Below are 24,967 nucleotides of genomic sequence, written 5' to 3' on the forward strand. Positions count from 1 at the left end.
TCCCGCGTCCGACGCCCGTGGCCGCTCCGGTCGGGCCCGGTCCGTGACCGGGTGTCCCGCTGGTCCGTGGCCGGGCGTCCCGTTGGTCCGTGGCCGGGTGTCCGGTCGGTCCGGTGTCCGAACGGGACGTCGGCGGCGGCCCGGCACCGCCGGGCCGCCGCCACACATCAGGGGATACGCCAACCCCGTCGCGGTGCGGTGCAGGTCAGCGGGTGGAGATGCCCCCGCTGAGCGCGGGGGAGGTCAGACCGGCCTCGTTCGAGACCACCACGACGTGGACGAACGCCTGGGGCATGTGGGTGAAGTGCCAGGTACGTCGTCCGGTGTCCGGGGTGCCGTAGATGACCGCCCGGGCGACGCCGACCTCGGTGGTGGGGATCGGCGCACCCCAGGTGGGTATCGGGGTCGGCAGCGCGGGTCCACCCGGCGGGGTGGTCGGCAGCCCCGGATCGGTGGGGGTGTCGTCCGGGGTGGTCTGAAGCCAGCTCAGGTCGATCCGGTAGTTGTCCTCCCGCACCGAGTTGTCGGTGAAGGTGACGTCCAGCGTCCGCTTGCCCTCCTGGTACCCGGCGGACAGCGTCAACGCGCTGGGCGCTGCCGGGGTGACGCGGTACTGCGGGCAGGACAGCGGGGCGACTTCGGGCACCGGTTGGCTGCCGTCGGGCACGTTGTTCGCGGTGACACAGAATCCGTGCACCCCGGCCAGCGCCGAACTCGGCACCGTGAAGGAGAAGCCGACGAACGCGCCCCGCTCGACGTGCCACAGGTTCGCCGGGCGGGTCACCGCAGGTGGTACGTCGGTCTGCACCGTCACCTGCACCGGGCCGCCGTTGGGATCACTGGCCCACCCGCTGACCCGGACCGCCCCGCCGACGTACTCCCACGACTCCAGCCAGCCCATCGGATACTTGTCGCTGCCCACCGGTGGCGGTGTCGGCTCGGCCGGGCTGTCGTCACAGGCCGGCGGCGGGTCGGGCACGTCGCAGTAGGGGCGGGCGAGCGCGGTCCCGTTCGCGACCACGGTCAGACCGGCGCTGAGGGTGAGCGCCAGGCCGATGGCGAGGAGTCTCTTCATGCCCACAGCAACGCAGGCACCACTTGTGCCGGACTTGGCGCGGCGGTCGGTGGCCGCGTTCAGCCGCCGCCAAGTGTCAGGAGCTTTCCTCGGTCGTCGCGCCGGGGCGCGCGGCGGCACGCAGAGAGGAACACCATGGGCAGCATTCTCGTCACCGGCTCGGTGGACGGCATCGGCCAGCGCACCGCGGCGCAACTCGTCGCCCGTGGGCACCGGGTCGTCCTGCACGCCCGCAACGAGGAACGGGCGGTGGTGGCCAAGGCGGCGGTTCCGGCCGCGGCCGGGATCGTGGTCGGCGACCTACGCTCCATCGAGGAGACCACGGCGCTCGCCCGGTCGTTGGCCGCGTTCGGCCGCTTCGACGCCGTCGTGCACAACGCGGGAATCGCCCGGCTCGACGCGCCGACGCGGGAGTTGACCCGGGACGGACTGGAGTCGACGTTCCAGGTCAACGTGCTCGCGCCGTACCTGCTGACGGCGCTGTCACCGCCGCCCGGGCGGCTGGTGTTCGTGTCGTCGGCGATGGCCGCCGACGGGCTGGCCGACCTGACCGACCTGCGGTACGACACCCGCCCCTGGCACGGCGTCGAGGCGTACTCCCGGACGAAGCTGCTGGACCTGGCGCTCGCCTTCGCGGTGGCCCGCCGGTGGCCCGGTGTGCTGAGCAACGCGGTCGATCCCGGCTGGGTGCGTACCAGGATGGGCGGCGACGCCGCACCGACGAGCCCGGACGACGCCGCGCGGGAACTGGTGCGCCTCGCCGTGGACGTCGACCCCGGGGCCCTGGCCAGTGGACGGTACGTCAGCGCGCGGGACTGGCGACCGGAGCGCTCGCGGATCGACCCGCTGGGGGACGAACTGCTCCTGCGGTGCGCGCAGCTCACCGGCGTCGAGTTGCCCGGACCGGGCCGGGCGGGAGGGGCCTGACGCCGGTCGGCCGGTGCGCCGAGGCCCACGGCGGTGGGCAGCGCCCGGCGACGGTCGTCACGCCGGTCGGTTGCCGGTGCGTCGGCGGCTCAGCGCGCCTGGTCGAGCCGGAGCGCCGCCCGCGCGACCGTCGACCGGCACGCCACCCCACGGTGCGGGTGGCGTGCCGGTCGGCGGCGGACTACTCGGCCGGGTCCCGGCGGGCCGGGCCGGCGACCGCATAGGTGACCAGCCCACCGATGGCGAGCACCGCCGCCACCACCGTGGCGGCCCGGCTGTCGGGCGGTTGGCCCTGCCACGTCGCGACCGCTCCCCAGGTGCCCGGCTGTGGGTAGAGGGCGGCGATGGTGGTCCAGCCCAGTGGCAGGAACCAGGACCGGGCGGCGCCGACCACCGTGGCGCACAGCGCCATCAGACCGAGCAGCCCGGTGGCGTCGCGGACCACCAGCGCGACCGGCCCGAACCGGGCTCCGGTGTGCCGCGTGGCGAGCAGGACCACCAGGATGATCAGCAGGCCGGCGAGCAGGTGCACCGCGCGCCGCCAGGCCCAGCGCACCGACGCGGTCCGCTCCAGGTTCTCGTCCGGGCCGGCGAGGGTGGGCGCGAGCGCCGTGACCATCAGCAGGACGGTCAGGACGACCATCATCGGGGTGACGTCCCGCTCCTTGGCGAAGGCCAGGTACAGCGCCCAGAGCACCGCCACCCCGCCGACTGCGGCGGCCAGCGCCAGCGGCACGTGTCGCGACCGTAGGTAGAGCAGCGTCCAGGTCACCGGGCACTCCGCGACAGCATCCCGGTGGGATCCTGGCAGGCCCGCAGGGCGTCGCGGACCGTAGTGACCCGGGCCAGCGCCTCCGCTTCGGGCAGGTCACGCAGGCCCCGCCACAGGGTGACCGCCTCGGGGTTGATCCCGGGGTCCTCCTCGATCATGCCGGGAACCACCCCCACGGACGACCGCGGCTCACGGCCCAGGAGCCAGTAGGCCGCCGCCCGTTCGACCACCTCGTCGCCCTCTTGGCACTTGCCGTCGTACGGGACGCCCAGGTGCCCGACGATCTCGGGGACCACGGCGGCCGGGTGGGCGAGCCGGCCCCGCTTGTCGATTCGGATCTCGATCGTGACGACACCCGGCTTGGTGACCGGTGTGACCTGGTCGAACGTGATCGTGCGGGTGTCCTCGTGCACGACGGCCGCCGCATCAGGCATTTTCGCCAGCGCCGTGAGGCCCTCCCGGGCCAGCGGGGTCACCGTGTCGAGCACCTTGGCGTGGACCCGGCTGACGCACACCGTCGGGGTGTCGTCGGTGCACACCAGCTCCTGCGCGACCGGGTCGACCGGCCAGTTGAGCGTGTCCCGGTCGTGGGGGAGGACCGTCGTGGCCACCACGAACCCGAGCAGCACCGGCAGCACCGCCATCGCCCGGACCCGCCAGCCGTCGGCGACGTACAACAGCAGGCCGGTGGCGGCGAGCGTGATCATCGAGATCGCCAGCGCGCCGCTGACCCGGTTGTCGATCGTCTGGTAGTCGTGGAACGGGCCCGAGCCGTGGGCCGGGGAGATCGCCGCGGCCACCCGATCCGGCGTACCGACGGTGACGAAGAAGACCAGCAGCACCCCGCCCACCGCCAGCGCCGGTGCGGTCACCAGGGCGGGCAGCAACCGCCCGATCCCCAGTCCGAGCCACCCCGCAGCGACCAGGGACAGCGCACCGACCGTGGTGACGACGACGAAGTGCAGCAGGGGCAGGTACGACGCGGTGGTGACGATCCAGGCGATGCCCGCCACGGTCACCAGGAGATAGGCGGTCACGAGGGTGAGGGCCATCGTGCCGAGCACCGGCAGCATCCGCCCGGCGCGGGACCGGGCGGTGGTGGCGAACAGTTCGCCGACCTTCGCCCGGTGCTCCCGGCGACCCTGCCAGGCGCCGGCTGCGAGGGCCAGCGGCCACAACAGGAGCAGGTACTCCCGGATGGCCAGGGCCAGGGCCATCCAGCCACTCGACCAGCGGCCGGTCGCCACGTACAGCGCGCCGACCCCGACCACCACCGTGACCAGCGCAGCGCCGACCGCGGCGGAGCGGCGCAGTTCGATGCCCATGATGCTCATCCGGGCCCCCCGCTTTCCTTCGGGCTGCGGTGCGGCGTGGACGGTCCGCCCGCTCATCGGGCGGCCTCCGCGCGGTGCTGACGCAGCAGCGCGGAGTAGCCCCGCTCCGCCGGGCTGTCGCCGGCGTGGCCCGCGTCGCCCTGCGCGGCGAGCACCTCGGGCGTGCCCCGCCACACCAGGCGGCCCTCGTTCACCAGCACGACGTCGGTGCAGGCCGCCGCCACGTCCTCGACCAGGTGGGTGGAGACCAGCACGCAACTGTCGGTGCCGAGGTCGCGCAGCAGCTCACGGAAGTCGAGTCGCTGTTCCGGGTCGAGGCCGACGGTCGGCTCGTCGAGCAGCAGCAGCCGCGGGTCGTTGACGATGGCCTGGGCGATGCCGGCCCGACGCAGCATGCCGCCGGAGAGCGTCTTGAGCCGGGCGTCGGCCCTGGCGGTGAGCCCGACCCGGTCGATGGCCCGCTGCACCGCCGCCGGGATGGCGGACCTGGGCATCTCCTTGAGCCAGGCCAGGTAGCCGACGAACTCGCGCACCGTGAACCGGGGGTAGTAACCGAAATGCTGGGGCAGGTAACCCAGGTCGCGGCGCACCGGTCGCAGCTCGGCGCGGCCGTTGACCGGGTGCCCGAGCAGCGTCAACCGGCCACCGGCCGGGGCCACGACGGTCGCCAGGGCCCGCATCAGCGTGGTCTTGCCCGCGCCGTTGGGGCCGAGCAGCCCGTGCACGCCGGTGCCCAGGGCCAGGTCGAGGCCGTTGACGGCCAGGTGCCGACCGGCCCGGACCTGTAGGGCCTCCGCGTGGATCGTCCAGGGATAGGTGGTGGCGGTCGTCTCGACCGCGCTCACGGCACGCATCGTCGTCATCTCCTTCAGTGATCGCCTGGGGGCGGCGTGGGATACGGCCCGGAGGGCCGGGTGGCGGGTGGCGGGTGGGGGGTTACCCGTGGTGGGAGAGCCGCCGGAATCCGTTGGCCCGCAGGAGGGCCATGATGGTCAGGACGACCGTGGCCAGGGCCCAACTGGGGGCGCTCTGCGCCGACAGCAGCACCGGCAGCCGGGCGGCGACGAGGCTGGGGGCGACCACCGCGAGCGTCCAGACCGTGACCAGTCCGATCGCAGCGTGGCGTACCCCGACGAGGGTGCCCAACAGGAGCGTGGCGGCGGTGAACGCCAGGCAGGGCAGCAACATCAGGGCAAGCGACATCCCGGTGCCGGCACCGACCACCGCGAGCACGGGAATGACGAACGCCAACACCGCAGCCGTACGCCGCAGCAGCATCGTCAGACCGCTGGCGGGCGTGGCGGCGATCAGCTCCCAGGCCGGGTCGGCCCGCCGGTGCCAGGCGACGGCCACCCCGGGCAGCGGTGCCAGTGGTGCGATGAGCAGCACCAGCGAGGGGGTGCCGACCCACAGCGCACCGAGTACGGCCGCACACGCGAGCACCGTGCCGGTCATCGCCAGCCACGGCAGCAGCGTGCCGACGAACCAGCGGTGTCGCAGCACCGACCAGGGCCGGCTGCGGCCGACGGGCACCGCCGCCGTCGCGATCTCGCGGTCCAGCACCAGCGCGACCTGGTCGATCACGGCCCGGCTCGCCCCGGTGGTGCTGCCGGCCAACCGGGCGCGGCAGTCGGCGCAGTCCTCCAGGTGCACCTCGATCGCCCAGACGCCGGGTTCGTCGAGTTCCGGATCCCCGGCGGCGTAGCGTTCGATCTGGGACAGGCTGGGGTGGGTGGTCATGACAGCGCCTCCCGGAGGGCGATGCGGGCTCGGCGGACACGGGATTTCACGGTGTTCTCCGGTACGCCCAGCAGCACCGACGCCTCCCGCGAGGAGAGCCCGTCGAGGACGGTGGCCCGCAGCGCGGCCCGGACCTCGGGTGGCAGGACGAGCAGGGCCTGTTCCAACTCCTGGCCGATCCGCGCGGCCATCACCTCGTCCTCGGCGGCCGGGGCCGTGCTCGGCATCAGCTCCACCTGCGGCAGTCGGCCCTTGCGCGCCCGGTGGCGGAACGCGTCGACCAGGCGGTGGGCGGCGATGGTCCACAGCCAGCCCACGGCGCTGCCCTGCGCCCCGGCGCTGTCCCTGCCCCGGGGACCGGCGAAGCTGCCCGCCGCCCGCCAGACCGCCAGGTAGGTGTCCTGGAGCACCTCGGCGACGACGTCGGGGTCGGCGCAGCGACGGCGCAGGCGCACCTCCAGCCACGGCGCGGTACGCCGGTAGAGCTCGTCGAACGCCCGCCTGTCTCCGCGGGCGACGCGTCGTACGAGTTCACCCTCGTCGGCCGCGTCCAGGTCTGTTCTCACACCCGGTCAGACGACGGGTCCACCGGGAATGGGTCCGGCTTCCGTGTGATCGTCGTCACATCCAAAGATCGCGACCGGTGCGGCGTGGTCCGGCCACCCGGGGTGGGGAGGGCGCGGTCGCCGGTCCCGGCCGGGCGGGTCATCCGGCCGCCGCCAGCGCGTCCCCGCAGGTGGGCATGGGTGTCGTCGTCGAACGCGACGAGCCGGATCCGTTCGAGGTTCGTCGGGGTGGCCCGGACGGTCGCGACGGCGACGCGGGCGGCCCGGTAGCCGTACACGCCGGTGGCGATGGCGTCCACGTTCTCCCGCGTGATGTCACCCTTGACGACCTCGATCACTGCCATCGCACAATCCTGACACATCAGGGCGAAGCCCCGCCGGGTCGCCGGTCCCCGCCGGCACCGTCCGGCGACCTCGTGGGCGGCCGTGCCCGGGGCTGCCGGCCGGCGGGGGCCGACCCACGCTAGTTTGCTCGGATGAGTCTGCTCGATGACGTCGCCCAGCGCGACGGTTGGCGGTGCTGGGTGTGCGACGAGCCGGTCGACGCCGACAGGTCGGTGAACGACCCCCGGGGGCCCAGCGTCGACAGCCGCACCGCCGACCGGAAGGCCAAGGTCGTCGAGCGGCTCGCGCACCGTGCCTGCAACACCCGCAAGGGCGCGGTCAAGGTGGTCGTCGCCTGGCCGGACCGGCTGCGCGTGGTGGAGCCCGCACCGCTGGTCGCCGTCGCCGAGCGGCTCGAACGCAAGGGCGGCCGGGAACTGGTGGCCCGCTGCCCCAGCCGCCGGGACGCCCAGGAAGCGGCCGACTGGCTGGTGGACCGGTTCTCCCGGTTGGTGCCCGGGCTGCCGGTGACCGCCAGCGTCGAGGCGGGCGGCGGACAGTACCTCGTCGCCCTGGCCGCCCACCGCCGCTGACCGGCGACCCGGCTGGCCGGCGCCGCGATGGCCGTTGGCAGGTGGCCGAACGACGGTGGCAACGGTCGGCCGGGCGGGGCGGCGGCCCCGGTGGGTGCGCCGTCCGTCGGCGTCAGAAGGCTCCGGGCCCGGCGTTGACCTGCGCGTAGGAGGGAAGGTCCCCGCGTACCGGATGGCCGTCGCGGACGGCCAGGGCCGTCTCCACCGTGGCGGCGAGGGCGGCGCGGAAGAGCAGGGAACCGGTGCTGATCCGTCGTACGCCGAGCTCGGTCAGGGCGGCGACGGTGTGCCGTCCGGGCAGGAAGAGGACGTTCACCGGGACGTCGACCGCCGCCACGACGGCGGCGATGTCGGCGGGCTCCGCCAGACCGGGAACGAACACGGCGTCGGCGCCGGCGTCCGCGTACCGCCGGACCCGACGCAGGGCCTCCGTCAGGTCGCCGGGGCGTTGCCAGTGGGTGTCGGTCCGGGCGTTGACGAACAGGTGGGGGACCTCCCGCTTCACCGAGCGGATCAGCGTGGCGTGCGTGTCGGCCGGACCCATGGCGTCCTCCATGTTCACCCCGACGGCTCCCGCCTGCGCCACCGCGACCGCGGCGTCGACCGAGCCGGTCTCGATGTCGACGGTGACGGTGACCGGGAGGGTCGCCAGGCTCCGGGTGAGGCGCAGGGTGTCGGCGTCGGCGGCGTTGACCCCGTCGGGCAGGCCGTTGGCGGCCGCGACGCCGAGGCTGGTCGTACCGAGCGCCGGGAACCCGGCGTCGACCAGGGCGCGGGCCGAGGCGACATCCCACACGTTCGGCAGGACCAACGGACCGCCGGTGCGGTGGAGTGCGGCGAAGTCCCTCACGCCCGCGCCGCCGTGGTGGCCGGTGGGCCGGACGGAGAGTCGTTCAGGACGGCGTCAGGACAGCTGGTCGGCATGTGGTGCACCCTACGACCCGCACCGCGCGACGACCGGCCGGCCGGGAGCACGGCCCCCCGCACGCCGCCGCCGACCCGCGAGGACCCGCTCTCCGGCGGCCGTGCCTGGTCACCGGCGATCGACGGGCGGGGCGTGCGTCGAGGCCCTAGGGTGGCGGCTCTGGCCGGCCGATCGAGGGAGAGACCGTTGTCGCCGTCGTACCACCCCGCCCGTCGGCGCAGCGCCGTCGTCGCCCTGAGTCTGGTCGTCGGGCTCGTCGGCTGCGCCGCGCCCCGGGCCGAACGGGCGCAGCCGCCACCCGTGCGGGTCGAGGAGACCCAGGAGAGCCTGCGCGACGGCAGCGCCTCGCCCGCCCCGGCCGGCCCCGGCCGGCCTGGTCGGCACCGGTGCGGCGGCTGGACCAGGAGTTGGCCGAGGTCGGGCAGTTCATCGTGGTGCCCGACGAGCGGGAACTGCGCGCCGTGGACCGCGCCACCGGGCAGGACCGGTGGCGGCACCCGTTCACCACCGGTTACCGCTACGTGGTCGTCGGCGGGTCGATCGTGGCCGGCGACAACGACGACGGCGGTGTGGAGGTGCTCGACGCGGCCACCGGCGTCACCCGGTGGCGGGCGGCGGAGACCCAGGACGTCGTCGTCGACGACCGGGCCGTCTACGCCCGGGAATGCGCCGGCACCGGCAGGTCGGCGACCTGCGCGATCATCGGCCGGGACGTGCAGACCGGTCGCCAACTGTGGAAACTGCCCTCCGACCGGTTCGCCCGGGTGAGCGACGTGACCCTCGGCGCGCGCACGCCGTACGCGCCGGCTGCCGGCCGGTACGTGGCGGTACGGCTGAGCACGTCCGACCGCCCGGCCACCTACACCCCCGTCGCCCCGACCACCGGCCGGACCGGTGCCGGGCGGCTGCCGAACCGGGCCTGGTACGGGTTCGTCGCCGGTGACCTGCTGGTGAGCACCGACAACGATCCGCCCAAGGGTGACCAGCGTTGCACGGTCAGCATCACCAGCGTCCAGGCGGCCAGTGGTGGCCGGGGCTGGTCCGGGGTGGTCTTCAGCGGGCGCCGGGAGAACGGCGAGTGCGCCAAGCGGCTGGTCCACGACCGCAGCGGGCAGACCCTGATCGGCAGCGGCACCCGGCTCGTCGCGGTCACCGCCGACGAGCGACCGCAACTGGTGGACCTGCGCACCGGCGCGACGGTCTGGAAGGGGGCCGTCGCCGGCGTACCGATCGATGGTGACGACCGGTCGGTGCTGGTGCGCGACAAGGCCGACACGGGCGGGTTGGCGTTGCTCGACCTGGCCACCGGCGCGTCCCGGTGGACCGCGCCGGATCCGGCGCTGCCCGGCACGTCGGCGAGCTGGCGGTCGGCGGTCACCGGGGGACTGGTGGCGGTCAGCGGGGCCGAGGACGGCCGACCGCAGGTGCTGGTGTACGACGTCGGCACCGGTCGTGAGCTCGGCCGCTACCCCGGCTGGCTCGCCGGGGCGGGGCGGGACTGGGTCGCGGTCAGCCATTCCGGCACCGGCGGTCTCGCGGTGGACCTGCACACCTTCTGAACCTGACGACCGGGCACCGGGCGGCGACGTGCCCCGGCGGAATCCGCCGGGGCACTCAGCTCACCGCCGTCGGCGGCCAGGGTGGCGTCGGGGCAGTGCGGTCGGCTCGGTCGCCGACCGGTCAGTCGTCGTCACCGTCGTCCGAGTCGTCATCGTCATCGTCGTCGTCCTTGCCGGACCTGTCGTCGTCGTCCGCCTTCTCCTGCTCGGACTTGACGACGGCGCCGTTCTCCCGGTCGACCTCGACCTCGTGCTCGGTGTCGCCGTTGATGATCTCCACGCTCCAGACCGGGCGGCCCTCCTCCTGCTCCCGCTCGATCTCGGTGATCTGACCAGCGCCCACCTTGGCCAGGGCGATCTCGCCGGCACGCTGCTGGCTGACCGCGTCGTCGGTGGTCGGGGCGGTGCTGCCACCGGGAGCCGGCGAACCGGTCGTCGGCGTGCCACCGGGCGTGCCGGGCGTGGCGGCGGTGGCACTCGGGTCGACCGGGGCGGGAGCGGTCGTCTCGGCGGTGGGCGTGGCGACCGGCGCCCGTTCCGCGGCGGACACGCCGAGCGCCGTGCCGGTGACGGCGAGGACGACGGCGCCGCCCGCGGCCGCCAGGAGCAGGGATGTGCGCTTCATGGTGCGTACCTCCGGGGTTTCTCGGTTGTTGCAGTGAGCGTGCCCCGGCGGTGGATAGCGGCGCGCTGTGCCGACCCTAAGCTCCGGTTAAGGACGACCCGGGCGGTCCGAGCCGGAGTGTCACGACCGCGCCGCCCGCCGCGCCACCGCCCAGGTCGAGCTGTCCGCCGCTGGCCTGCGCGGCGCGGCGGGCGATGTCCAGCCCGAGACCGGTCGACCCGGCCCGGCTGGCGCCCCGCTCGATCAGGCCGGCCGGGATCCCCGGTCCCGCGTCGGCGACGGTCAGGGCGGCGCCGGCGGCCTCCCGGGTCAACCGGACGGTGAACCCGGTGCCGTCCGGGGTGTGCGCGAAGACGTTGCCCAACAGGGCGTCCACGGCTGCGGCCAACTCGTCGGCGGGCACCCCGACCGGCAGCGGCCCGGCCGCGAGGTCGAGGTCGACCGTGCGGCCGGTGTCCTCGGCCAGCACCGACCAGAAGGCGACCCGTTCGCCCACGATCGCGGCGGCGTCGGCGGTGACCGTGCCGGGACCGGTGTCGTCGGGGACGCTGCGCCAGCGGGCCTGCCGGATCAGGCCGGTGACCGCCCGCTCCAACCCGTCCACGGCCGCCGCCACCCGGGCCGCGTCGTCCGGGTCGCGCAGCGACTCCGCCTCCAGCCGGAGCGCGGTCAGCGGCGTACGCAACCGGTGCGACAGGTCGGCCACCTGCTCGCGTTCCTCGCGCAGCAGCACCTGGATCCGGGCGGCCAGGTGGTTGAGCGCACCGGCGACCTCGCGCAGTTCCGGTGGGCCGGCGGGTTCGGCGCGGGCGGTCAGCTCGGCGTTGGCCAGCCGGTGCGAGACCGAGGAGAGTTCGGTGATCGGCCGGACCAGGGTGCGGGCCAGCCGGTCGGCGACGGCGAGGCCGAGCAGCACGAGCACGATGCCGAGCGCGGCCAGCACCAGCCAGGCGCGGGCCACCCCGGCGGTGATGTCGGCCCGGGGCACCACGGTGCGGATCACCCCGGTGCCGTCGGGTCGGCCCTGCACCGCGATCACGATCTCCCGACCGCCGTCCAGCTCCGCGGTGAGGCTCTGGCCCCGGGCGGCGAGGGCCACCGCGGGGGTACGCGGTTCCTGCGCGCCGAGCACCGTGCCGTCGGGCAGGTAGACGCTGACCGGTCGACCCGACTCGGCGGTGAGCTGCTCCACGGTCAACCGGATCGTCGCGGTGTCGGCGGTGCCGACCACCGGCACCAGCCCCTGCACGTCGGCGGTGGCCCGGACGGTGGCCCGGTCCTCGGCGACCGTGCGCACCAGCAGGGCCAGCGGCACCAGGAAGGCGACCAGGGTCAGGCAGGTGGTCGCCGCGACCAGGAGCGCCAACCGCCGTCTCATCCGTCCTCCTGTCCGGCCGCACCCCGGCGGCCCCGCCGCAGGGGCGGGCGAGCCTGCTCACGGCCACCGCGCCGGGTGGGGCAGGTGCACCACAGCTTGGCAGGCTAGCCGGTCCGCCGGCGGCCGGGTCACTCGTTAACCCTCGTTTATCCTCGCGCCGTGCGGGGCTTGGCGGCCGATCCGGCATAGTCGGGGCATGGGTCGTCGCGCGTTCCTCGCCACCGCCGGCTGGCTGGCCGCCGCCGTGCTCGCCACCCTGATCGGGGTGGCCGCGATCCGGTTGGTCGGCGAGAGCATCACCGGCACGCCCGGTGGGGTGCGCAGCCAGGCCGAGGTCGAGCGGGCGTTGGCGGCGCCGGCCCCGGCGACGCCGGCCACCGCGTCGCCGGGCCCGGCGGGTCCCGGGCCGTCGTCGGCCGCGGCCTCCTCGACGCCCGGCCTGCGCCGCAGCTTCTCTACCCCGGGGGGTACGGCGGTCGCCGAGTGCGTGGGGGCCGACGTGCGGCTGGTCTCCTGGGCGCCGGCCCAGGACTACCGGGTCAAGGACGTGGACCGGGGGCCGGACGACGACGCGGAGGTGACCTTCGCCGGCCCGGCTGGGGAGTTCGAGGTGAAGGTCGGCTGCATCGGCGGCGAGCCGGTGGCCCGCCCGGGGGGCGGTGACTGACGGCCCTGCGGGCCGGGCAGGCGCACGGTCAGGTCGGTTCGACCCGTCGACACGGCGAGCATCGTCGATGCCTTGACACTCCTGATGCGATCGCTAACACTGGTCTGCAATGCGCACGTAACAACCAGGATACTTCGGCGGCACTCCCGCGAAGTGCTCTGGAACTGCTCGTTCGGCACGTCACCCAGACCGGGGTCGGGAGTTCCCGGGACGGACCCGCCCGCCGCTATGTTAACGCTAACATGCGGGCGACTCGTAACGGCGGTGTCCGGCCCCGGCGGCAACCGTGGGCCCGGTCGACCACCGCGGGCGGCCCCGGTGTGGGGCGGCCCGGGGAGCGGGGGTGGTCGGTCGCACCGGTGTCGTGCCACGGGTGGGGGCGACCGTCGGCCCGACCGGAGGTCTCCCGTCGTTGTCCGTTGCCGAGGCCACCCGGACGACCCCGTCCGTGGTCCGACCCCAGAGAGGCCAGGTCACGTGATCGACCAATTCCTGCCCCGGACCCCGGCGCGTGCCGGCGACGTCCCTGCACCGTCCCGCCGTGTCCGGTCGCCACGTCGGCTGCTGGTCGCGCTGCTGGCCGCGGCGACCGCGCTGGTCGGCGGGGTGGTGGTCGCGTCGTCGCCGGCCACCGCCGCCACCAGTGCGTTCCGGGGCATGAACTGGGCCGTGCTGGGGGACAACTTCAGCACCGGCCCGCTCGTCGTGCAGGGTCTCAGCGCATCCGACAGCAACGCGACGGTACGCGCCAAGGCCAACGCCCTCTACGACGACATGGCCGCCACCATGGGGATCAACACCGTGCGGCTGCCCGTCAACACCCACACGGTGGGAACGGCGTGGTGGGAGGCGTACCGGGGGGCCATCGACGCGGCCACCGCCCGGGGGTTCAAGGTCATCCTGGCCTACTGGGAGGACGGCGCGGCCTCTGGCGGCCGGATCACCAACCTCGCCGCGTGGAACGCGATGTGGACCACGGTGACCAACACCTACGGCACCAACCCCAACGTCTACTTCGAGCCGATGAACGAACCGCACGGTTACAGCTCGGCGGACTGGCGCAACGTCGCGGCGAACTGGCTCAGCTCCCACCCCTCGGCACCGCCCGGCCGGGTGCTGATCGGTGGCACCGGCTTCAGCCAGGACCTGCGGGACATCTGCAACGACAGCCGCTTCAACGCCACGCTGCTCTCCTTCCACTACTACGCCTTCTTCTACGGCGCGATGACCTACGACGCCTTCCTCGGTCACATTCAGGCCCGCCTGGGCAACTGCGCCTCCCGCGCGGTCGCGACCGAGTACGGCGCGCCGATGAACGACGGCCGCAACTACGCCGACGCGAACAGCACCGACAACTTCGTGCGCTACATCCGGGCGATGGCCCAGGTGATGCGGGACAACCAGATGGGCGGCACCTACTGGCCCGCCCTCGGTGGCAAGCCCGGCACCATCGGCTACGACTGGTACTCGATGTACGCGCTCACCGGCACCGGCACCGACCTCAACCTGACCGTCCGCAACCCCTCCGGCGCCGACCGGGTCCGCTACGGGTGGGGTGACGCCGTCGGCGGTGGCCCCACGACGCCGCCCCCGAGCACCGGGACGTACTACCGGGTCACCGTGCGGCACAGCGGCAAGGCCATGGACGTGCAGCAGCCCAACACCGACAACGGCGCGCGGGTCGGCCAGTACACCTACGCCGGCAACGCCTGGCAGCAGTGGCAGTTCGTCGACGCGGGCAGCGGCTGGTGGCGGCTGGTCAGCCGGCACAGCGGAAAGTGCCTCGACGTGACCAGCGCCTCCACGGCCGACGGTGCCGAACTCATCCAGTACACCTGCGGCAGTGGCACCAACCAGCAGTTCCAGATGGTCACCAACGGCAGCTACTTCCAGCTCCGGGCCCGGCACAGCAACAAGTGCGTGGACGTGCCGGCCTCGTCAACCGCCGACGGCCAGGTGCTCAAGCAGTACACCTGCAACACCGGCGCCAACCAGCAGTGGTCCCGCACCACCGTCTGACGACGTGACGCCGGGGGTCGGAACCGGGCGGGCGGCTCAGCCGTCGGCCGGTCCGGCCCCCGGGCCGTCGTCCACCGTGGGGAACGAGACCTGCACCCGCAGCCCGTCCCCGCCACGGGCGGACGCGGTGATGATGCCCTCGTGGGCCCGGGTGATCGAGCGGGCGATCGACAGGCCGAGGCCCGCGCCGCCGCTGTGGTCGATGCGGACACCGGACCTGCGCCGGAACGGCTCGAACAGGGCGGCGACCTCGTCCGGTGGCACGTCGTCGCCGGTGTTCTCGACGACCAGCGCGGGCTCCGTGCCCACCCGGACCTCCAGGGTCCCGCCGGGCCGGTTGTACTTCACGCCGTTCTGCACCAGGTTGGCGACCAGCCGCTCCAGCAGCACCTGCTCGCCCACGACCAGCCGTGGGCTCAGTTGGCTGGTGATCGTGACGTCGGCCCCGTCGGCCCGGGCCCGGTGGGCGTCGAGCACCGTGGTGACGATCCGGTCGAGCCGCAACGGGGTACGGGTCAGCAGGCCACGGTCGCTCTCGCTGAGCACCAGCAGCCCCTCGATCAGGCGTTCGTTGCGTTCGTTGGTCTCCAGCAGTTGCGCGGTGAGCAGCGCGAGCTGGTCGTCGTTGAGGCTGCGGGCCATGCCGACCTCGATCAGGGTGCGCTGGACGGCGAGCGGGGTCCGCAACTCGTGTGACGCGTCGGCGGCGAACCGGCGCTGGGCCTCGTAACCCACCGCGATCCGGTCCATCATCTCGTCGATGGTGCGGCCCAGGACGGCCAGTTCGTCGCGGCCCGGGCCGGGCTTCAGCCGGTGCCCCAGATTCTGCGGGCCGACGTTGGCGATCACCGGGACCAGGTCCCGCAGCGGACGCAGGCACCAGCGGGCGGCCGGGTAGCAGGCCGCCAGCATGCTCAGCAGCACGACCGTCAGGGCGATCGCCTGGGGAATGCGGGGCCGCCGGAACACCTGCACGCAGGCGAACGAGGCGTCACCGTCCGGCGCCTGCCACGCGGGCCTGGCGCACCAGGACGGGCCGAACTCCCGCCACAGTGACAGCAGCAGGTCGGCGGCCGGCGTGACCAACGGGGCGGCGAGCAGGAGCACCCCGAAGGCCAGGAGCATCCGCCGGGCCGGGGAGGGGAACCTCATGCGCCGAGCCGGTAGCCGACGCGGGGGATGGTGTGGATCACCGGCGGGTCGCCGAGCTTGCGGCGCAGCGTCATCACGGTGGTCCGTACCGTGTTGGTGAACGGGTCGGTGTGCTCGTCCCAGGCCTGCTCCAGCAGGTCCTCGGCGCTGACCACCCGGCCAGCGGCGCGCATCAGCACGTGCAGCACGGCGTACTCCTTGGGGGACAGCGAGAGCGGCAGCCCGTCGCGGGAGGCGGTGTGCCGGGTGACGTCCAGCACGATGCCGTCCTGCTCCAGCACCGGGGGCAGCGCCGGCGTCGAGCGTCGCGACAGCGCCTGCAACCGGGCGGCGAGTTCGGCGAAGGCGAACGGTTTGGTCAGGTAGTCGTCCGCGCCCAGGCCGAGACCCTCGACCCGCTGGCGGATGCCGGCCGCGGCGGTCAGCAGCAGCACCCGGGTCCCGGTGCCGGAGCCGGCGATCCACCGGCACACGTCGTCACCGGTATGGCCGGGCATGTCCCGGTCGAGCACGGCCACGTCGTAGCGGTTGACCGCGAGCCGTTCCAGGGCGCTGTCGCCGTCGTAGACCACGTCGACGGCCATGGACAACCGGCGTAGCCCTTCGGCCACCATGTCGGCCAGCACCCGCTCGTCGTCAGCCATCAGCACCCGCACTACGTCTCCCGCCGCTCGTTCCAGGGTGTCCGGGACCGTCGGCAAGGCTGACACCCGCCGGATAAAGAACCGATAAGGGTGCCGCTGACGCGGCACCCACGGCTGGCCCCTCAGCATCGGAGCAGTTCCTGCTCCCGATCGCACAGGTTGGTGACACCTTGCTCCGACTCGCCACGAATTGTGTCATGGTCGCGCTGGCCGCCACCGCGCTCACCCTCGCCCCCGTCGGTGTCCGGCCGGCGGCGGCGATCGCCCACGGTGAGGACGCGGCCGACGGCGCGTACCGGTTCTCGGTGCGGCTGACCATGGTCGACCTGCCGGTTGCCGGTGGCGGCACCCGGGACAGTTGGTGCTCCGGCGCGTTGGTCGCGCCCCGCTGGGTGATCACCGCCGGGCACTGCTTCCGCAGCCCCGGCGGGCAACGCGTCAGCCGGGTCGTGGCCCGCCGGACCCTGGTCACGGTCGGCCGGACGACCCTCGACAGTCGGGCCGGCCACCAGGCCGAGGCCATCGCGGTCCGCCAGTCGGACGCCGCCGACGTGGCCCTCGTCGAGTTGGGCACCCCGATCACCGGCGTCGCGCCGCTGCGGATCGGTGACACGCCGCCGGTGCCGGGTGAGGTCGTCCGGCTGACCGGCTACGGCCTGACCACGGCAGACGGGCCGGCCCCGGCGGACCGGCTCCAGACCGGGCAGTTCACCGTCGGCCGGGTGGGTGCCGACGTCATCGAGACCTCCGGCCGGCGGCCCCGGGCGGACACCAGCCCGTGCCCGCACGATTCCGGTGGACCCTACTTCCGGGAGCGGGCGGACGGCACTGCCGTCCTGGTGGCGGTGGTCAGCACCGGCCCGGGATGCCCGCATCCGGGACCCGACTTCAGCGCCCGTACCGACACTCTCCGGGACTGGATCACCGACACGACCGACCCGGCCAACCGGCCTTCCCGCTGGGTGCCGGTGGGTGTCGGCGCGGTCCTGGCGCTCCTGCTGCTCCCGGTGGCGCTGGTGACGCGCCGCCGTCGCCGGACGGCACCGGTGCCGGCGCGGGCCGGGCGCGGCGTCGACCGGGTAGGGCGGCGGCCCGGCCGGGTGCGGTAGTCGTCGACCTCGATGCGGTACGGGCGGATTCCGCAATCCCGCAGGTCGGAGCCGAGTGCAGGGGCGAATTCGAGCCTTGCGCGGCCTGCCCCGCAGGTGTACAACTATCGCAGCTAGGTACACACCTAGCTTTCGGTGGTATGTAACAGTGGGAGCCGGGTGTGGACCGCTTAAAGATCGGTGTCGTCGGGATCGGGGTCCAGGGGCAGTTGCACGCCCGCGCGTTGCGCGACGTGCCGCAGGCCGAACTGGTCGCGGTCGCCGACATCTCGCCGCGCAACCGGGACTGGGCCGAGACGCACCTCGGCGTCCGGGCCGTCCCCGACCTCGGCGACCTCCTCGACGCGGTCGACGCGGTCAGCATCTGCACGCCGGACCACCTGCACGAGGACGCGACCCTCGCCGCGCTCGCGGCGGGCAAGCGGGTGCTGCTGGAGAAGCCGATGGCGCTGTCCAGCGCCGGTTGTGACCGGATCATCGCCGGCCGGCCCGACCCCGACGCGCTGATGATCGGTCAGGTGCTGCGCTTCGACCCCCGGGTGCTGCGGCTGCGGGAGGTGGTGCGGTCCGGCGAACTCGGCGACATCTGGCACGTCAAGGTGTGGCGGTGCACCTCGCAGGCGGTCGGCGAGGGGATCTGGGACCGTACCTCGGTCGCCTGGTTCCTCGGCATCCACGACGCCGACCTGCTCCGCTTCGTGACCGGCCGGGAGGTCGAGGTCACCGGAGCCGTCGGCCGCAAGGTGCTGTCGCCCAGCCACGACGTCGTGCACGCCACGATCCGATTCGACGACGGCGCCATCGGCACGATGGAGAACAACTGGACGCTGCCGCACTCCCGGCCGTCGCGGGCCGACGCCGGCCTGCGGATCGTGGGCGAGCACGGCATCCTGGAGATGAACCTATCCCACAACGACCTGATGTACGCCCGCCGCGACGGTGTGGCCAGCTTCATGGACACGTACTTCTGGCCCAGTCGCGACGGCGGCGGCGCCTACAACCTGCGTACCGAGTTGGCGGCCTTCGTCGACGCCGCGCTGAGCGGCGGACCGACGCCGGTCAGCGGTGAGGAGGGCCGGGCCGCCGTCGCCGTCGTCGAGGACATCGAGGCGGCCCTGGCCGGCGGCCCGGTGTCGCCGCCGCCCGGCAGCTGAGAGGTCGGGATGCTGCATTACGCGCTACGTCGCCTCGCGATCTCGGTACTGGTGCTGTTCGGCGCGGCGACGGTGGTCTTCTTCGCGATGCGGGCGGTCTCCGGCGACCCGGCGACCGCGGTGCTCGGGCCGGACGCCGACCAGGCGGCCGTCGAGGCGCTGCGCCGGGAGTACGGACTGGACGCCCCACTACCCATCCAGTACGTCCAGTTCCTCCGCCGTGCCGTCACCCTCGACTTCGGTGAGTCGTTCCGGCTCCACGACGCCGCGACGAACCTGGTGCTCACCCACCTGTCGGCGACGGCCGCCCTGGCGCTGACCGCCTTCGCCATCGCCCTGGTCCTCGGGTTCGCGCTGGGCACCCTGGCGGCGACCCGGCCCAACGGTGTGCTGGACCGGGTGGTCTCGGTGCTGTCGATGCTCACCCAGTCCCTGCCGACGTTCTGGGTCGGCATCATGCTGATCCTGGTCTTCTCCCGGTTCCTGCACCTGCTGCCCAGCTCCGGTGCGGCCTCCCCGGCCGCGATGATCATGCCGGCGGTGACGCTGGCCCTGCCACTGCTCAGCGTGGTGCTCCGGTTGGTCCGGTCCGGACTGCTCGACGTGCTGCACGAGGACTACGTGGTCACCGCCCGGGCCAAGGGTCTGTCCGAGACCCGGGTCGTCGGCTGGCACGCGATGCGCAACATGCTGATCCCCGTCGTCACCGTGGCCGGCCTGGAGTTCGGCAGCCTGCTGGGTGGGGCGGTGATCGTCGAGACCGTCTTCGCCTGGCCCGGGGTGGGTCGGCTGATGACCGACGCCATCGCCGCCCGCGACTACTCGGTCGTGCAGGCGTGCGTGATCACGGTCGCGGTGATCTTCATCGTCATCAATCTCATAGTCGACCTGCTGTACGTCCGGCTGGACCCCCGGGTCCGCGAGAGCGTCTGAGAGGTGACCAAGGTGTCTGACGGCGTACCCGGCTCGGCCGTGCTCGGCACACCGGTCGTGCCCACCGGCGGCGGCCGCCCCGACGGGTCTGACGCCCCACCGGTCGTCGTGCCCCGCCGCCGGCGTCGTCGGCTGCGACTGTGGATCCCCCTCGGGGTGATCGCCGGCTATCTGGTGGCCGGGGTGATCGGGCCGCTGATCGCCCGGTACGACCCGATCGCGACCTCCGTCGCCGACCGGCTGCTCCCGCCGGGCAGCCGGATGTCCGACGGCGGCCTGGCCCTGCTCGGCACCGACCAGGTCGGCCGCGACCTGCTGCCCCAGATCATGCAGGGCGCCCGGATCTCGTTGCTGGTCGGCGCGGCGACCCTGCTGCTGGCCGGCACGGTGGGCGCCGCCCTCGGCATCCTCTGCGGCTACCTCGGCGGGGTGGTGGACGCGACAGTCATGCGGCTGGCCGACATCCAACTGGCCTTCCCGTCGATCCTGCTCGCCGTCTTCGTCGCCGGCGTGCTCGGTTCCAGCGTCACCAACGTCGTGCTCACCCTGTCCATCACCACCTGGCCGATCTTCGCGCGGGTGGCCCGGGCACAGACCCTGGCCACCAGGTCCCGGGACTTCGCCAACGCGGCGCGCACCCTCGGCGCGGGGCCGTGGCACGTCGTACGGCACTGCGTGCTGCCCGCGGTGGCCAGCCCGCTGCTGGTCATCGCCACCGTCCAGCTGGGCTTCGTCATCGTCGCCGAGGCGTCGCTGAGCTTCCTGTCCCTGGGCATCCCGGCCGGCACGCCGAGCTGGGGGACCACCATCGCCAACGGCCGCGACTACCTGGCCAGCGCCTGGTGGATCGCCACCCTGCCAGGCCTGGCCCTGGCCGTCTTCGTGGTCTGCGTCGGCGTGCTCGGCGACGAACTGCGGGACCGCTCCGATCCGAACCTCTCCACCCGTTAACCGTCAGCGAAATGGGAAGACATGAGATCTCCGACCACCCGAATCGGTGCGCTGGCCCTCGCCGGCGTACTCGGACTGACCGCCTGTTCCTTCGGCACCGACGACCGGGCCGGTAGCGGCGGCGACGGCGCCACCACCCTGCGGGTAGCCAACCCGACCCCGGTGGTCTCGCTGAACCCGTTCGCCGCGAACTCGGCCGACCAGCCCACCCTGACCGTCGTCCAGGAGGTCTTCGAGACCCTGGTGGTGCGCGCCGACGGGAAGATCGCCCCGAAGCTCGCCGAGAGCTGGACCAATCCCGACCCGCTGACCTGGCAGTTCGTGCTGCGAAGCGATGTGACGTTCGCCGACGGGACGCCGCTGACCAGCGCCGACGCCAAGGCGTCCCTCCAGGCGCTGATCGACGGCAAGGGGCCGCTGGCCGGGCTGTGGGCCACCGTCGACGACATCCGCACCCCCGACGAGCGCACCCTGACCATCCACACCAAGAGCCAGCTCGGCACCGTGCTGAGCAACCTCACCCTGCTCTGGATCGCCCCGGCCGCCAAGATCGCCGACAACGCGTTCTTCGACGCCCCCTACGGCACCGGCCCGTTCAAGGTCTCCTCGTTCACCGCCGGCCAGGCCGTCAGCCTGGTCCGCAACGAGAAGTACCGGGGGGAGCAGCCGAAGCTGGCCGGCATCTCGTACCGCTACATCCCGGAGGTGTCCGGCCGGGTGACGGCGTTGGCGAACAACGAGATCGACGCGACCTGGGGGTTGCCACCGGACCAGCTGACCGGGCTGCGGGGCAACGGCGACCTGACCGTCACGTCGTTCCCGACGTACGCCAACTACTACATCTGGTTCAACAGCTCCCGTAAGCCGTTCACCGACGCCCGGGTCCGGCAGGCCATGTGGCACGCGGTCGACTTTGCCAAGATCAATAAGTCGCTGTTCGACCAGGCCGGAGCCTCGGCCACCGGCCCGCTGCCGGCGGCCATCTTCGGCTCCGCCAGCCAGAACCCGTACGCCTACGACCCGGCCAAGGCCCGCCAACTGCTCACCGCGGCCGGCTACCCGAACGGGTTCAGCACCACCATGATGTGGAGCAGCGGCTGCTGCACCAACGGGAACTCCTTCGCCGACGCGATGATCAGCGACTGGGCCAAGGTCGGCATCGTGGTCAAGCCCCAGGAGCTGGAACGGGCCACCTGGCTGGACAAGCTGCTCAAGCTCGACTGGGACAGCACGATGACGACCGGCAGCACGGTCACCGGCGACGCCGACTTCACCCTGGCCCGGCTCTACCTGTCGACCGCCAAGCGCAACGGCTACGCCAACCCGGAACTGGACCGCATCCTGCTGGCCGCCCGGGCGGAACTCGACCAGGACAAGCGGGCCGCGCTGTACGCCCAGGCCGGAAAGATCGTCTGGGACGACGCGGTGGGCATCTTCCCGCTCGACCTCAACGGCAACGTCGTGCTGCGCAAGGGCGTCGAGGGATTCACCCCGACCCCGAACGACCTGCCGGACTTCGCCGGCATCTCGCTGCGCTGACCCGAGAACCGGACCCGGAGGACCCGATGGTGGCACCACCGCACGCCCCGCACCCACTGCTGACGGTCGACGATCTCGTCGTCTCGTTCGACGGCCCGCTCGGCACCTACCGTGCGCTCAACGGTGTCTCGTTCTCCGTCGGCGCGGGCGAGACACTGGCCATCCTGGGGGAGTCCGGGTCCGGCAAGTCGGTCACCGTCCGCGCGGTGATGGCGCTGCTGCCCCGGCACAGCGCGACGATCGAACGCGGCACCATCCGGTACGACGGCGAGGAACTCTCCGCGCTGCCGGTACGGCGTACCCGCGAGTTGTCCGCCACCGAGATGGCGATGGTCTTCCAGGACTCGTTGACCGCGCTCAACCCGGTCGTGCGGGTCGGTCAGCAGATCGCCGAACTGTTCCGGGTCCGGCAGCGCACCTCGCGACGGGAGGCCTGGCGGCGCGCGGTGGCCGGCCTGGAGCGGGTCGGCATCCCGAATGCGGCCCGCCGGGCGCACGACTATCCCCACCAGTTCTCCGGCGGGATGCGGCAGCGGGTGGTGATCGCGATGGCCCTCGCCCTGCGACCCCGGCTGCTCATCGCCGACGAGCCGACCACCGCCCTGGACGTGACCGTCCAGGCGCAGATCATGGACCTGCTGCGCGAACTGCGCGAGGCCGACGGGATGGCGATGATCCTCATCACCCACGACCTTGGGGTGGTCGCCGACGTGGCCGACCGGGTCGCGGTCATGTACGCCGGCACGGTCGTCGAGTCGGGTCCGCTGCGCACCGTGTACGACGCCCCGGCCCACCCGTACACCCGGGGGTTGATGGCCTCGGTGCCCGCACCGGACCGCCCCGGCGAGCGGCTGACCCCGATCGAGGGGATGCCGCCCTCGCCGCTGGCGACGCCCGCCGGTTGCCCGTTCCACCCCCGGTGCCCCGTCGCCCGGGCGGACTGCCGCACCGACCGGCCGGCGCTGCGGGTCGTCGCCGCTGGCCACGAGGCGGCCTGCCACTACGCCGAGGAGGTGATGGCCGGTGTCGACGTCCGAGGCGCGGCTTGAGGTCAGACAGCTACGGGTCAGCTATCCGGCCCGGGGCGGCCTGCTGCGCCGGGCATCGGAGGTGCACGCCGTGGAACGGCTCAGCCTGACCGTCACCACCGGCCGCACCCTGGGGCTGGTCGGCGAGTCCGGCTGCGGCAAGTCGACCCTGGCCCGGGCCATCGTCGGCCTCCGCCGACCCACCGGCGGCGAGATCTGGTACGCCGGCGAACGGGTCGACGACGCCGACGCGGCCCGCCGACGCCGGTTGACCACCCAGATCCAGATGGTCTACCAGGACCCGTACTCGTCGCTGAACCCGCGCAAGAAGGTGTCCTTCATCGTCACCGAGGGCTGGCGGGTGCACCGTGGTCAGGTGCCGCGCGACCAGTGGACGGACCGGACGGCCGAGCTGCTGGCCCGGGTCGGGCTCGCCGCCGAACTGGCCGACCGCTATCCGCACCAGTTGTCCGGTGGCCAACGCCAACGGGTCGGCATCGCCCGCGCCCTGGCCATGTCGCCGCGGATCCTGGTCTGCGACGAGCCGGTGAGCGCGCTGGACGTGTCGGTCCAGGCGCAGACCCTCAACCTCCTCGCCGACCTGCGCGCGGACCTGGGTCTGGGCTACCTGTTCATCGCGCACGACCTGTCGGTCGTCCGGCACATCAGCGACGACCTCGCGGTGATGTACCTGGGCCGGATCGTGGAGACCGGACCGGCCGCGACGGTGTACGGGACCCCGGCCCACCCGTACACCCGGGCGCTGATCTCGGCGGCCCCGGTACCCCGTCCATGGGCGGCACCACCGGCGGAGCGGATCCTGCTCACCGGCGAGGTGCCGTCGCCGGCCTCGCCGCCGTCCGGTTGCCGGTTCCGGACCCGGTGCGGGCTCGCCCAGCCGCGTTGTGCCGAGGTCGAACCGGAACTCCGCCCGGTCGCCGGGCGTGAGGTCGCCTGCCACTACGCCGAGTCCAGCCTGGCCGGCGGCGGGCCACCGGTCGCGGCGGTGCCCCGATGAGCGGCACCGGCCCCGTGCGGGTCGGCGTCGACCTCGGCCAGGGCGGCTGCCGCGCGGTGGCCCGGTACGGCCGGTCCACCGGACACGCCGCGACCCCGGGGTTCTGGACCGGGGACACCGACGCCCGGATCGCCGACGCGGTGGCCGGCGCGCTGGCCGACCTGGGCCCTGTGCCCGACGCCCCGGTGCTGGTCGGAGTCGGCATGACCGGTCTCAACGGCCAGCCGCCGGCGGTCGCCGCACTGGCCGCCCGGCTGCGTGCCCTGGACCGGTACGGCCACCTACGGGTCACCGACGACAGCGTGACCGCATACCTGGGGGCGCTCGGTCCGGTCCCTGGCGCGGTCGTAGCTGCCGGCACCGGGGCGGTGGTCCTCGCCGCCGACGCCACGGGCCGTACCGCCCGCGCCGACGGCTGGGGTGCCGACCTCGGCGACCGGGGGTCGGGCCACTGGATCGGCCGTACCGCGATCCGGCTCGCCCTACGGGACCGGGACCGGGACCGGACCGCACCCGGCCCGCTGGCCGACGCGGTGAACACCGCCTGGGGGCCGGTGGAGACGCTGCCGGCCCGTTGGCGCGACGACCCACCCACCCCGGAACGGATAGCAGGCTTCGCCGGCACGGTCGCCGAACTGGCCCGCGCCGGTGACGACGGTGCCCGACGGATCTGGTGCCGGGCCGGTGAACTGCTCGCCGAGTCGGCGGTCGGGGCGCTGCATCGGATCGGGCTCGGCACGACCCCGGTGCCGGTCGCCGGGACCGGCGGAGTCTTCCGCGCCGAGGACCTGCTGTGGCCGTCGTTCACCGCGGCCCTACGCGCCGGGGCCCCGCCGCCCGGCCGGTACCGGCCGCCGGGGACCCGCTCGCCGGCGCGCTGGCCCTGACCGACGGGCCGGGCGTCCCTTCCCCGTTTTCCGGACTCATCGTTCAGA

Annotated in this window: 25 protein-coding genes; 13 read left to right on the forward strand and 12 right to left on the reverse strand. The window is 73.5% G+C overall.

Going from position 1 to position 24,967, the window contains the following annotated elements:
* Positions 1–205 precede the first annotated feature (205 nt).
* Positions 206–1,075 carry a hypothetical protein gene (locus tag J7462_RS01225; RefSeq protein ID WP_219460552.1) on the reverse strand — a complete coding sequence of 290 codons (870 nt, stop codon included), beginning with the start codon at positions 1,073–1,075 and terminating at the stop codon, positions 206–208.
* A gap of 135 nt (positions 1,076–1,210) precedes the next feature.
* On the opposite strand from J7462_RS01225, the gene J7462_RS01230 reads away from it, so the two are divergent.
* The gene (locus J7462_RS01230) at positions 1,211–2,002 is read left to right on the forward strand and encodes an SDR family NAD(P)-dependent oxidoreductase (RefSeq protein WP_219460555.1); all 792 of its coding nucleotides are present in this window, start codon (positions 1,211–1,213) and stop codon (positions 2,000–2,002) included.
* 181 nt (positions 2,003–2,183) lie between these two features.
* Here the strand turns inward: J7462_RS01230 and J7462_RS01235 are convergent, their stop codons facing one another.
* From J7462_RS01235 to J7462_RS33535, 6 genes are all read right to left on the reverse strand, one after another.
* Positions 2,184–2,774 carry a hypothetical protein gene (locus tag J7462_RS01235; RefSeq protein ID WP_219460558.1) on the reverse strand — a complete coding sequence of 197 codons (591 nt, stop codon included), beginning with the start codon at positions 2,772–2,774 and terminating at the stop codon, positions 2,184–2,186.
* Positions 2,771–4,165 carry a hypothetical protein gene (locus tag J7462_RS01240; protein WP_255597538.1) on the reverse strand — a complete coding sequence of 465 codons (1,395 nt, stop codon included), beginning with the start codon at positions 4,163–4,165 and terminating at the stop codon, positions 2,771–2,773. The genes J7462_RS01235 and J7462_RS01240 overlap by 4 nt, the downstream gene beginning before the upstream one ends.
* On the reverse strand, positions 4,162–4,962 hold the full coding sequence (locus tag J7462_RS01245) for an ABC transporter ATP-binding protein (RefSeq protein ID WP_219460559.1): 801 nt from the start codon (positions 4,960–4,962) through the stop codon (positions 4,162–4,164). Before J7462_RS01245 ends, J7462_RS01240 begins: the two co-directional genes overlap by 4 nt.
* An 82-nt stretch (positions 4,963–5,044) precedes the next feature.
* Entirely contained in the window at positions 5,045–5,848 is an 804-nt protein-coding gene (locus J7462_RS01250) for a hypothetical protein (protein ID WP_219460561.1), read from the reverse strand.
* Positions 5,845–6,414: an RNA polymerase sigma factor gene (locus J7462_RS01255; RefSeq protein ID WP_219460563.1), complete on the reverse strand. Its 570-nt coding sequence runs from the start codon at positions 6,412–6,414 to the stop codon at positions 5,845–5,847. The genes J7462_RS01250 and J7462_RS01255 overlap by 4 nt, the downstream gene beginning before the upstream one ends.
* Positions 6,411–6,758 (reverse strand): hypothetical protein, encoded by a 348-nt coding sequence (locus tag J7462_RS33535; protein WP_219460566.1) that lies wholly within the window; start codon positions 6,756–6,758, stop codon positions 6,411–6,413. The genes J7462_RS01255 and J7462_RS33535 overlap by 4 nt, the downstream gene beginning before the upstream one ends.
* A 132-nt stretch (positions 6,759–6,890) precedes the next feature.
* Between J7462_RS33535 and J7462_RS01265 the strand changes: the two genes are divergently transcribed.
* Positions 6,891–7,331, forward strand: coding sequence for a hypothetical protein (locus J7462_RS01265; RefSeq protein WP_219460570.1), 441 nt, complete (start codon positions 6,891–6,893; stop codon positions 7,329–7,331).
* 112 nt (positions 7,332–7,443) lie between these two features.
* Here the strand turns inward: J7462_RS01265 and J7462_RS01270 are convergent, their stop codons facing one another.
* Complete coding sequence (locus J7462_RS01270; protein ID WP_219460573.1) at positions 7,444–8,181, reverse strand: isocitrate lyase/phosphoenolpyruvate mutase family protein; 738 nt, start codon at positions 8,179–8,181, stop codon at positions 7,444–7,446.
* Positions 8,182–8,642: 461 nt separating this feature from the next.
* On the opposite strand from J7462_RS01270, the gene J7462_RS01275 reads away from it, so the two are divergent.
* Positions 8,643–9,815, forward strand: coding sequence for a PQQ-binding-like beta-propeller repeat protein (locus J7462_RS01275; RefSeq protein ID WP_219460576.1), 1,173 nt, complete (start codon positions 8,643–8,645; stop codon positions 9,813–9,815).
* 121 nt (positions 9,816–9,936) lie between these two features.
* Here the strand turns inward: J7462_RS01275 and J7462_RS01280 are convergent, their stop codons facing one another.
* Positions 9,937–10,440, reverse strand: coding sequence for a PepSY domain-containing protein (locus J7462_RS01280; protein ID WP_219460579.1), 504 nt, complete (start codon positions 10,438–10,440; stop codon positions 9,937–9,939).
* Between the two features lie 76 nt (positions 10,441–10,516).
* Entirely contained in the window at positions 10,517–11,818 is a 1,302-nt protein-coding gene (locus tag J7462_RS01285; protein WP_219460582.1) for a HAMP domain-containing sensor histidine kinase, read from the reverse strand.
* A 196-nt stretch (positions 11,819–12,014) separates the two neighbouring features.
* On the opposite strand from J7462_RS01285, the gene J7462_RS01290 reads away from it, so the two are divergent.
* Together J7462_RS01290 and J7462_RS01295 are read left to right on the forward strand one after the other, a co-directional pair.
* On the forward strand, positions 12,015–12,485 hold the full coding sequence (locus tag J7462_RS01290; protein ID WP_219460588.1) for a septum formation initiator: 471 nt from the start codon (positions 12,015–12,017) through the stop codon (positions 12,483–12,485).
* Positions 12,486–12,962: 477 nt separating this feature from the next.
* Entirely contained in the window at positions 12,963–14,504 is a 1,542-nt protein-coding gene (locus tag J7462_RS01295) for an RICIN domain-containing protein (RefSeq protein WP_308290682.1), read from the forward strand.
* Between the two features lie 36 nt (positions 14,505–14,540).
* Here the strand turns inward: J7462_RS01295 and J7462_RS01300 are convergent, their stop codons facing one another.
* Together J7462_RS01300 and J7462_RS01305 are read right to left on the reverse strand one after the other, a co-directional pair.
* Positions 14,541–15,656 (reverse strand): HAMP domain-containing sensor histidine kinase, encoded by a 1,116-nt coding sequence (locus J7462_RS01300; RefSeq protein ID WP_219460593.1) that lies wholly within the window; start codon positions 15,654–15,656, stop codon positions 14,541–14,543.
* Entirely contained in the window at positions 15,653–16,312 is a 660-nt protein-coding gene (locus J7462_RS01305) for a response regulator transcription factor (RefSeq protein WP_219460596.1), read from the reverse strand. Before J7462_RS01305 ends, J7462_RS01300 begins: the two co-directional genes overlap by 4 nt.
* A gap of 185 nt (positions 16,313–16,497) precedes the next feature.
* Here J7462_RS01305 and J7462_RS01310 point away from each other — a divergent pair, with 185 nt between their 5' ends.
* From J7462_RS01310 to J7462_RS01345, 8 genes are all read left to right on the forward strand, one after another.
* Positions 16,498–17,409, forward strand: a complete 912-nt coding sequence (locus tag J7462_RS01310; protein WP_219460600.1) for a trypsin-like serine protease — start codon at positions 16,498–16,500, stop codon at positions 17,407–17,409.
* Between the two features lie 161 nt (positions 17,410–17,570).
* A complete protein-coding gene (locus J7462_RS01315) occupies positions 17,571–18,563 on the forward strand; it encodes a Gfo/Idh/MocA family protein (protein ID WP_219460603.1) in 993 nt (330 codons plus the stop codon).
* A 9-nt stretch (positions 18,564–18,572) separates the two neighbouring features.
* On the forward strand, positions 18,573–19,496 hold the full coding sequence (locus tag J7462_RS01320; RefSeq protein WP_219460605.1) for an ABC transporter permease: 924 nt from the start codon (positions 18,573–18,575) through the stop codon (positions 19,494–19,496).
* A 3-nt stretch (positions 19,497–19,499) separates the two neighbouring features.
* Positions 19,500–20,447, forward strand: coding sequence for an ABC transporter permease (locus tag J7462_RS01325; RefSeq protein ID WP_219460608.1), 948 nt, complete (start codon positions 19,500–19,502; stop codon positions 20,445–20,447).
* 21 nt (positions 20,448–20,468) lie between these two features.
* Positions 20,469–21,986, forward strand: a complete 1,518-nt coding sequence (locus tag J7462_RS01330; RefSeq protein WP_219460611.1) for an ABC transporter substrate-binding protein — start codon at positions 20,469–20,471, stop codon at positions 21,984–21,986.
* Positions 21,987–22,012: 26 nt separating this feature from the next.
* Positions 22,013–23,035: an ABC transporter ATP-binding protein gene (locus J7462_RS01335; RefSeq protein WP_208570568.1), complete on the forward strand. Its 1,023-nt coding sequence runs from the start codon at positions 22,013–22,015 to the stop codon at positions 23,033–23,035.
* Positions 23,010–24,032 carry an oligopeptide/dipeptide ABC transporter ATP-binding protein gene (locus J7462_RS01340; RefSeq protein WP_219460613.1) on the forward strand — a complete coding sequence of 341 codons (1,023 nt, stop codon included), beginning with the start codon at positions 23,010–23,012 and terminating at the stop codon, positions 24,030–24,032. Before J7462_RS01335 ends, J7462_RS01340 begins: the two co-directional genes overlap by 26 nt.
* Positions 24,029–24,919 carry an N-acetylglucosamine kinase gene (locus J7462_RS01345; RefSeq protein ID WP_219460615.1) on the forward strand — a complete coding sequence of 297 codons (891 nt, stop codon included), beginning with the start codon at positions 24,029–24,031 and terminating at the stop codon, positions 24,917–24,919. Before J7462_RS01340 ends, J7462_RS01345 begins: the two co-directional genes overlap by 4 nt.
* Positions 24,920–24,967 lie beyond the last annotated feature (48 nt).

Origin of the sequence: Micromonospora sp. RL09-050-HVF-A (genome assembly GCF_019374995.1) — a bacterium.
In the GTDB taxonomy this organism is placed as follows: Bacteria; Actinomycetota; Actinomycetes; order Mycobacteriales; family Micromonosporaceae; genus Micromonospora; species Micromonospora antibiotica.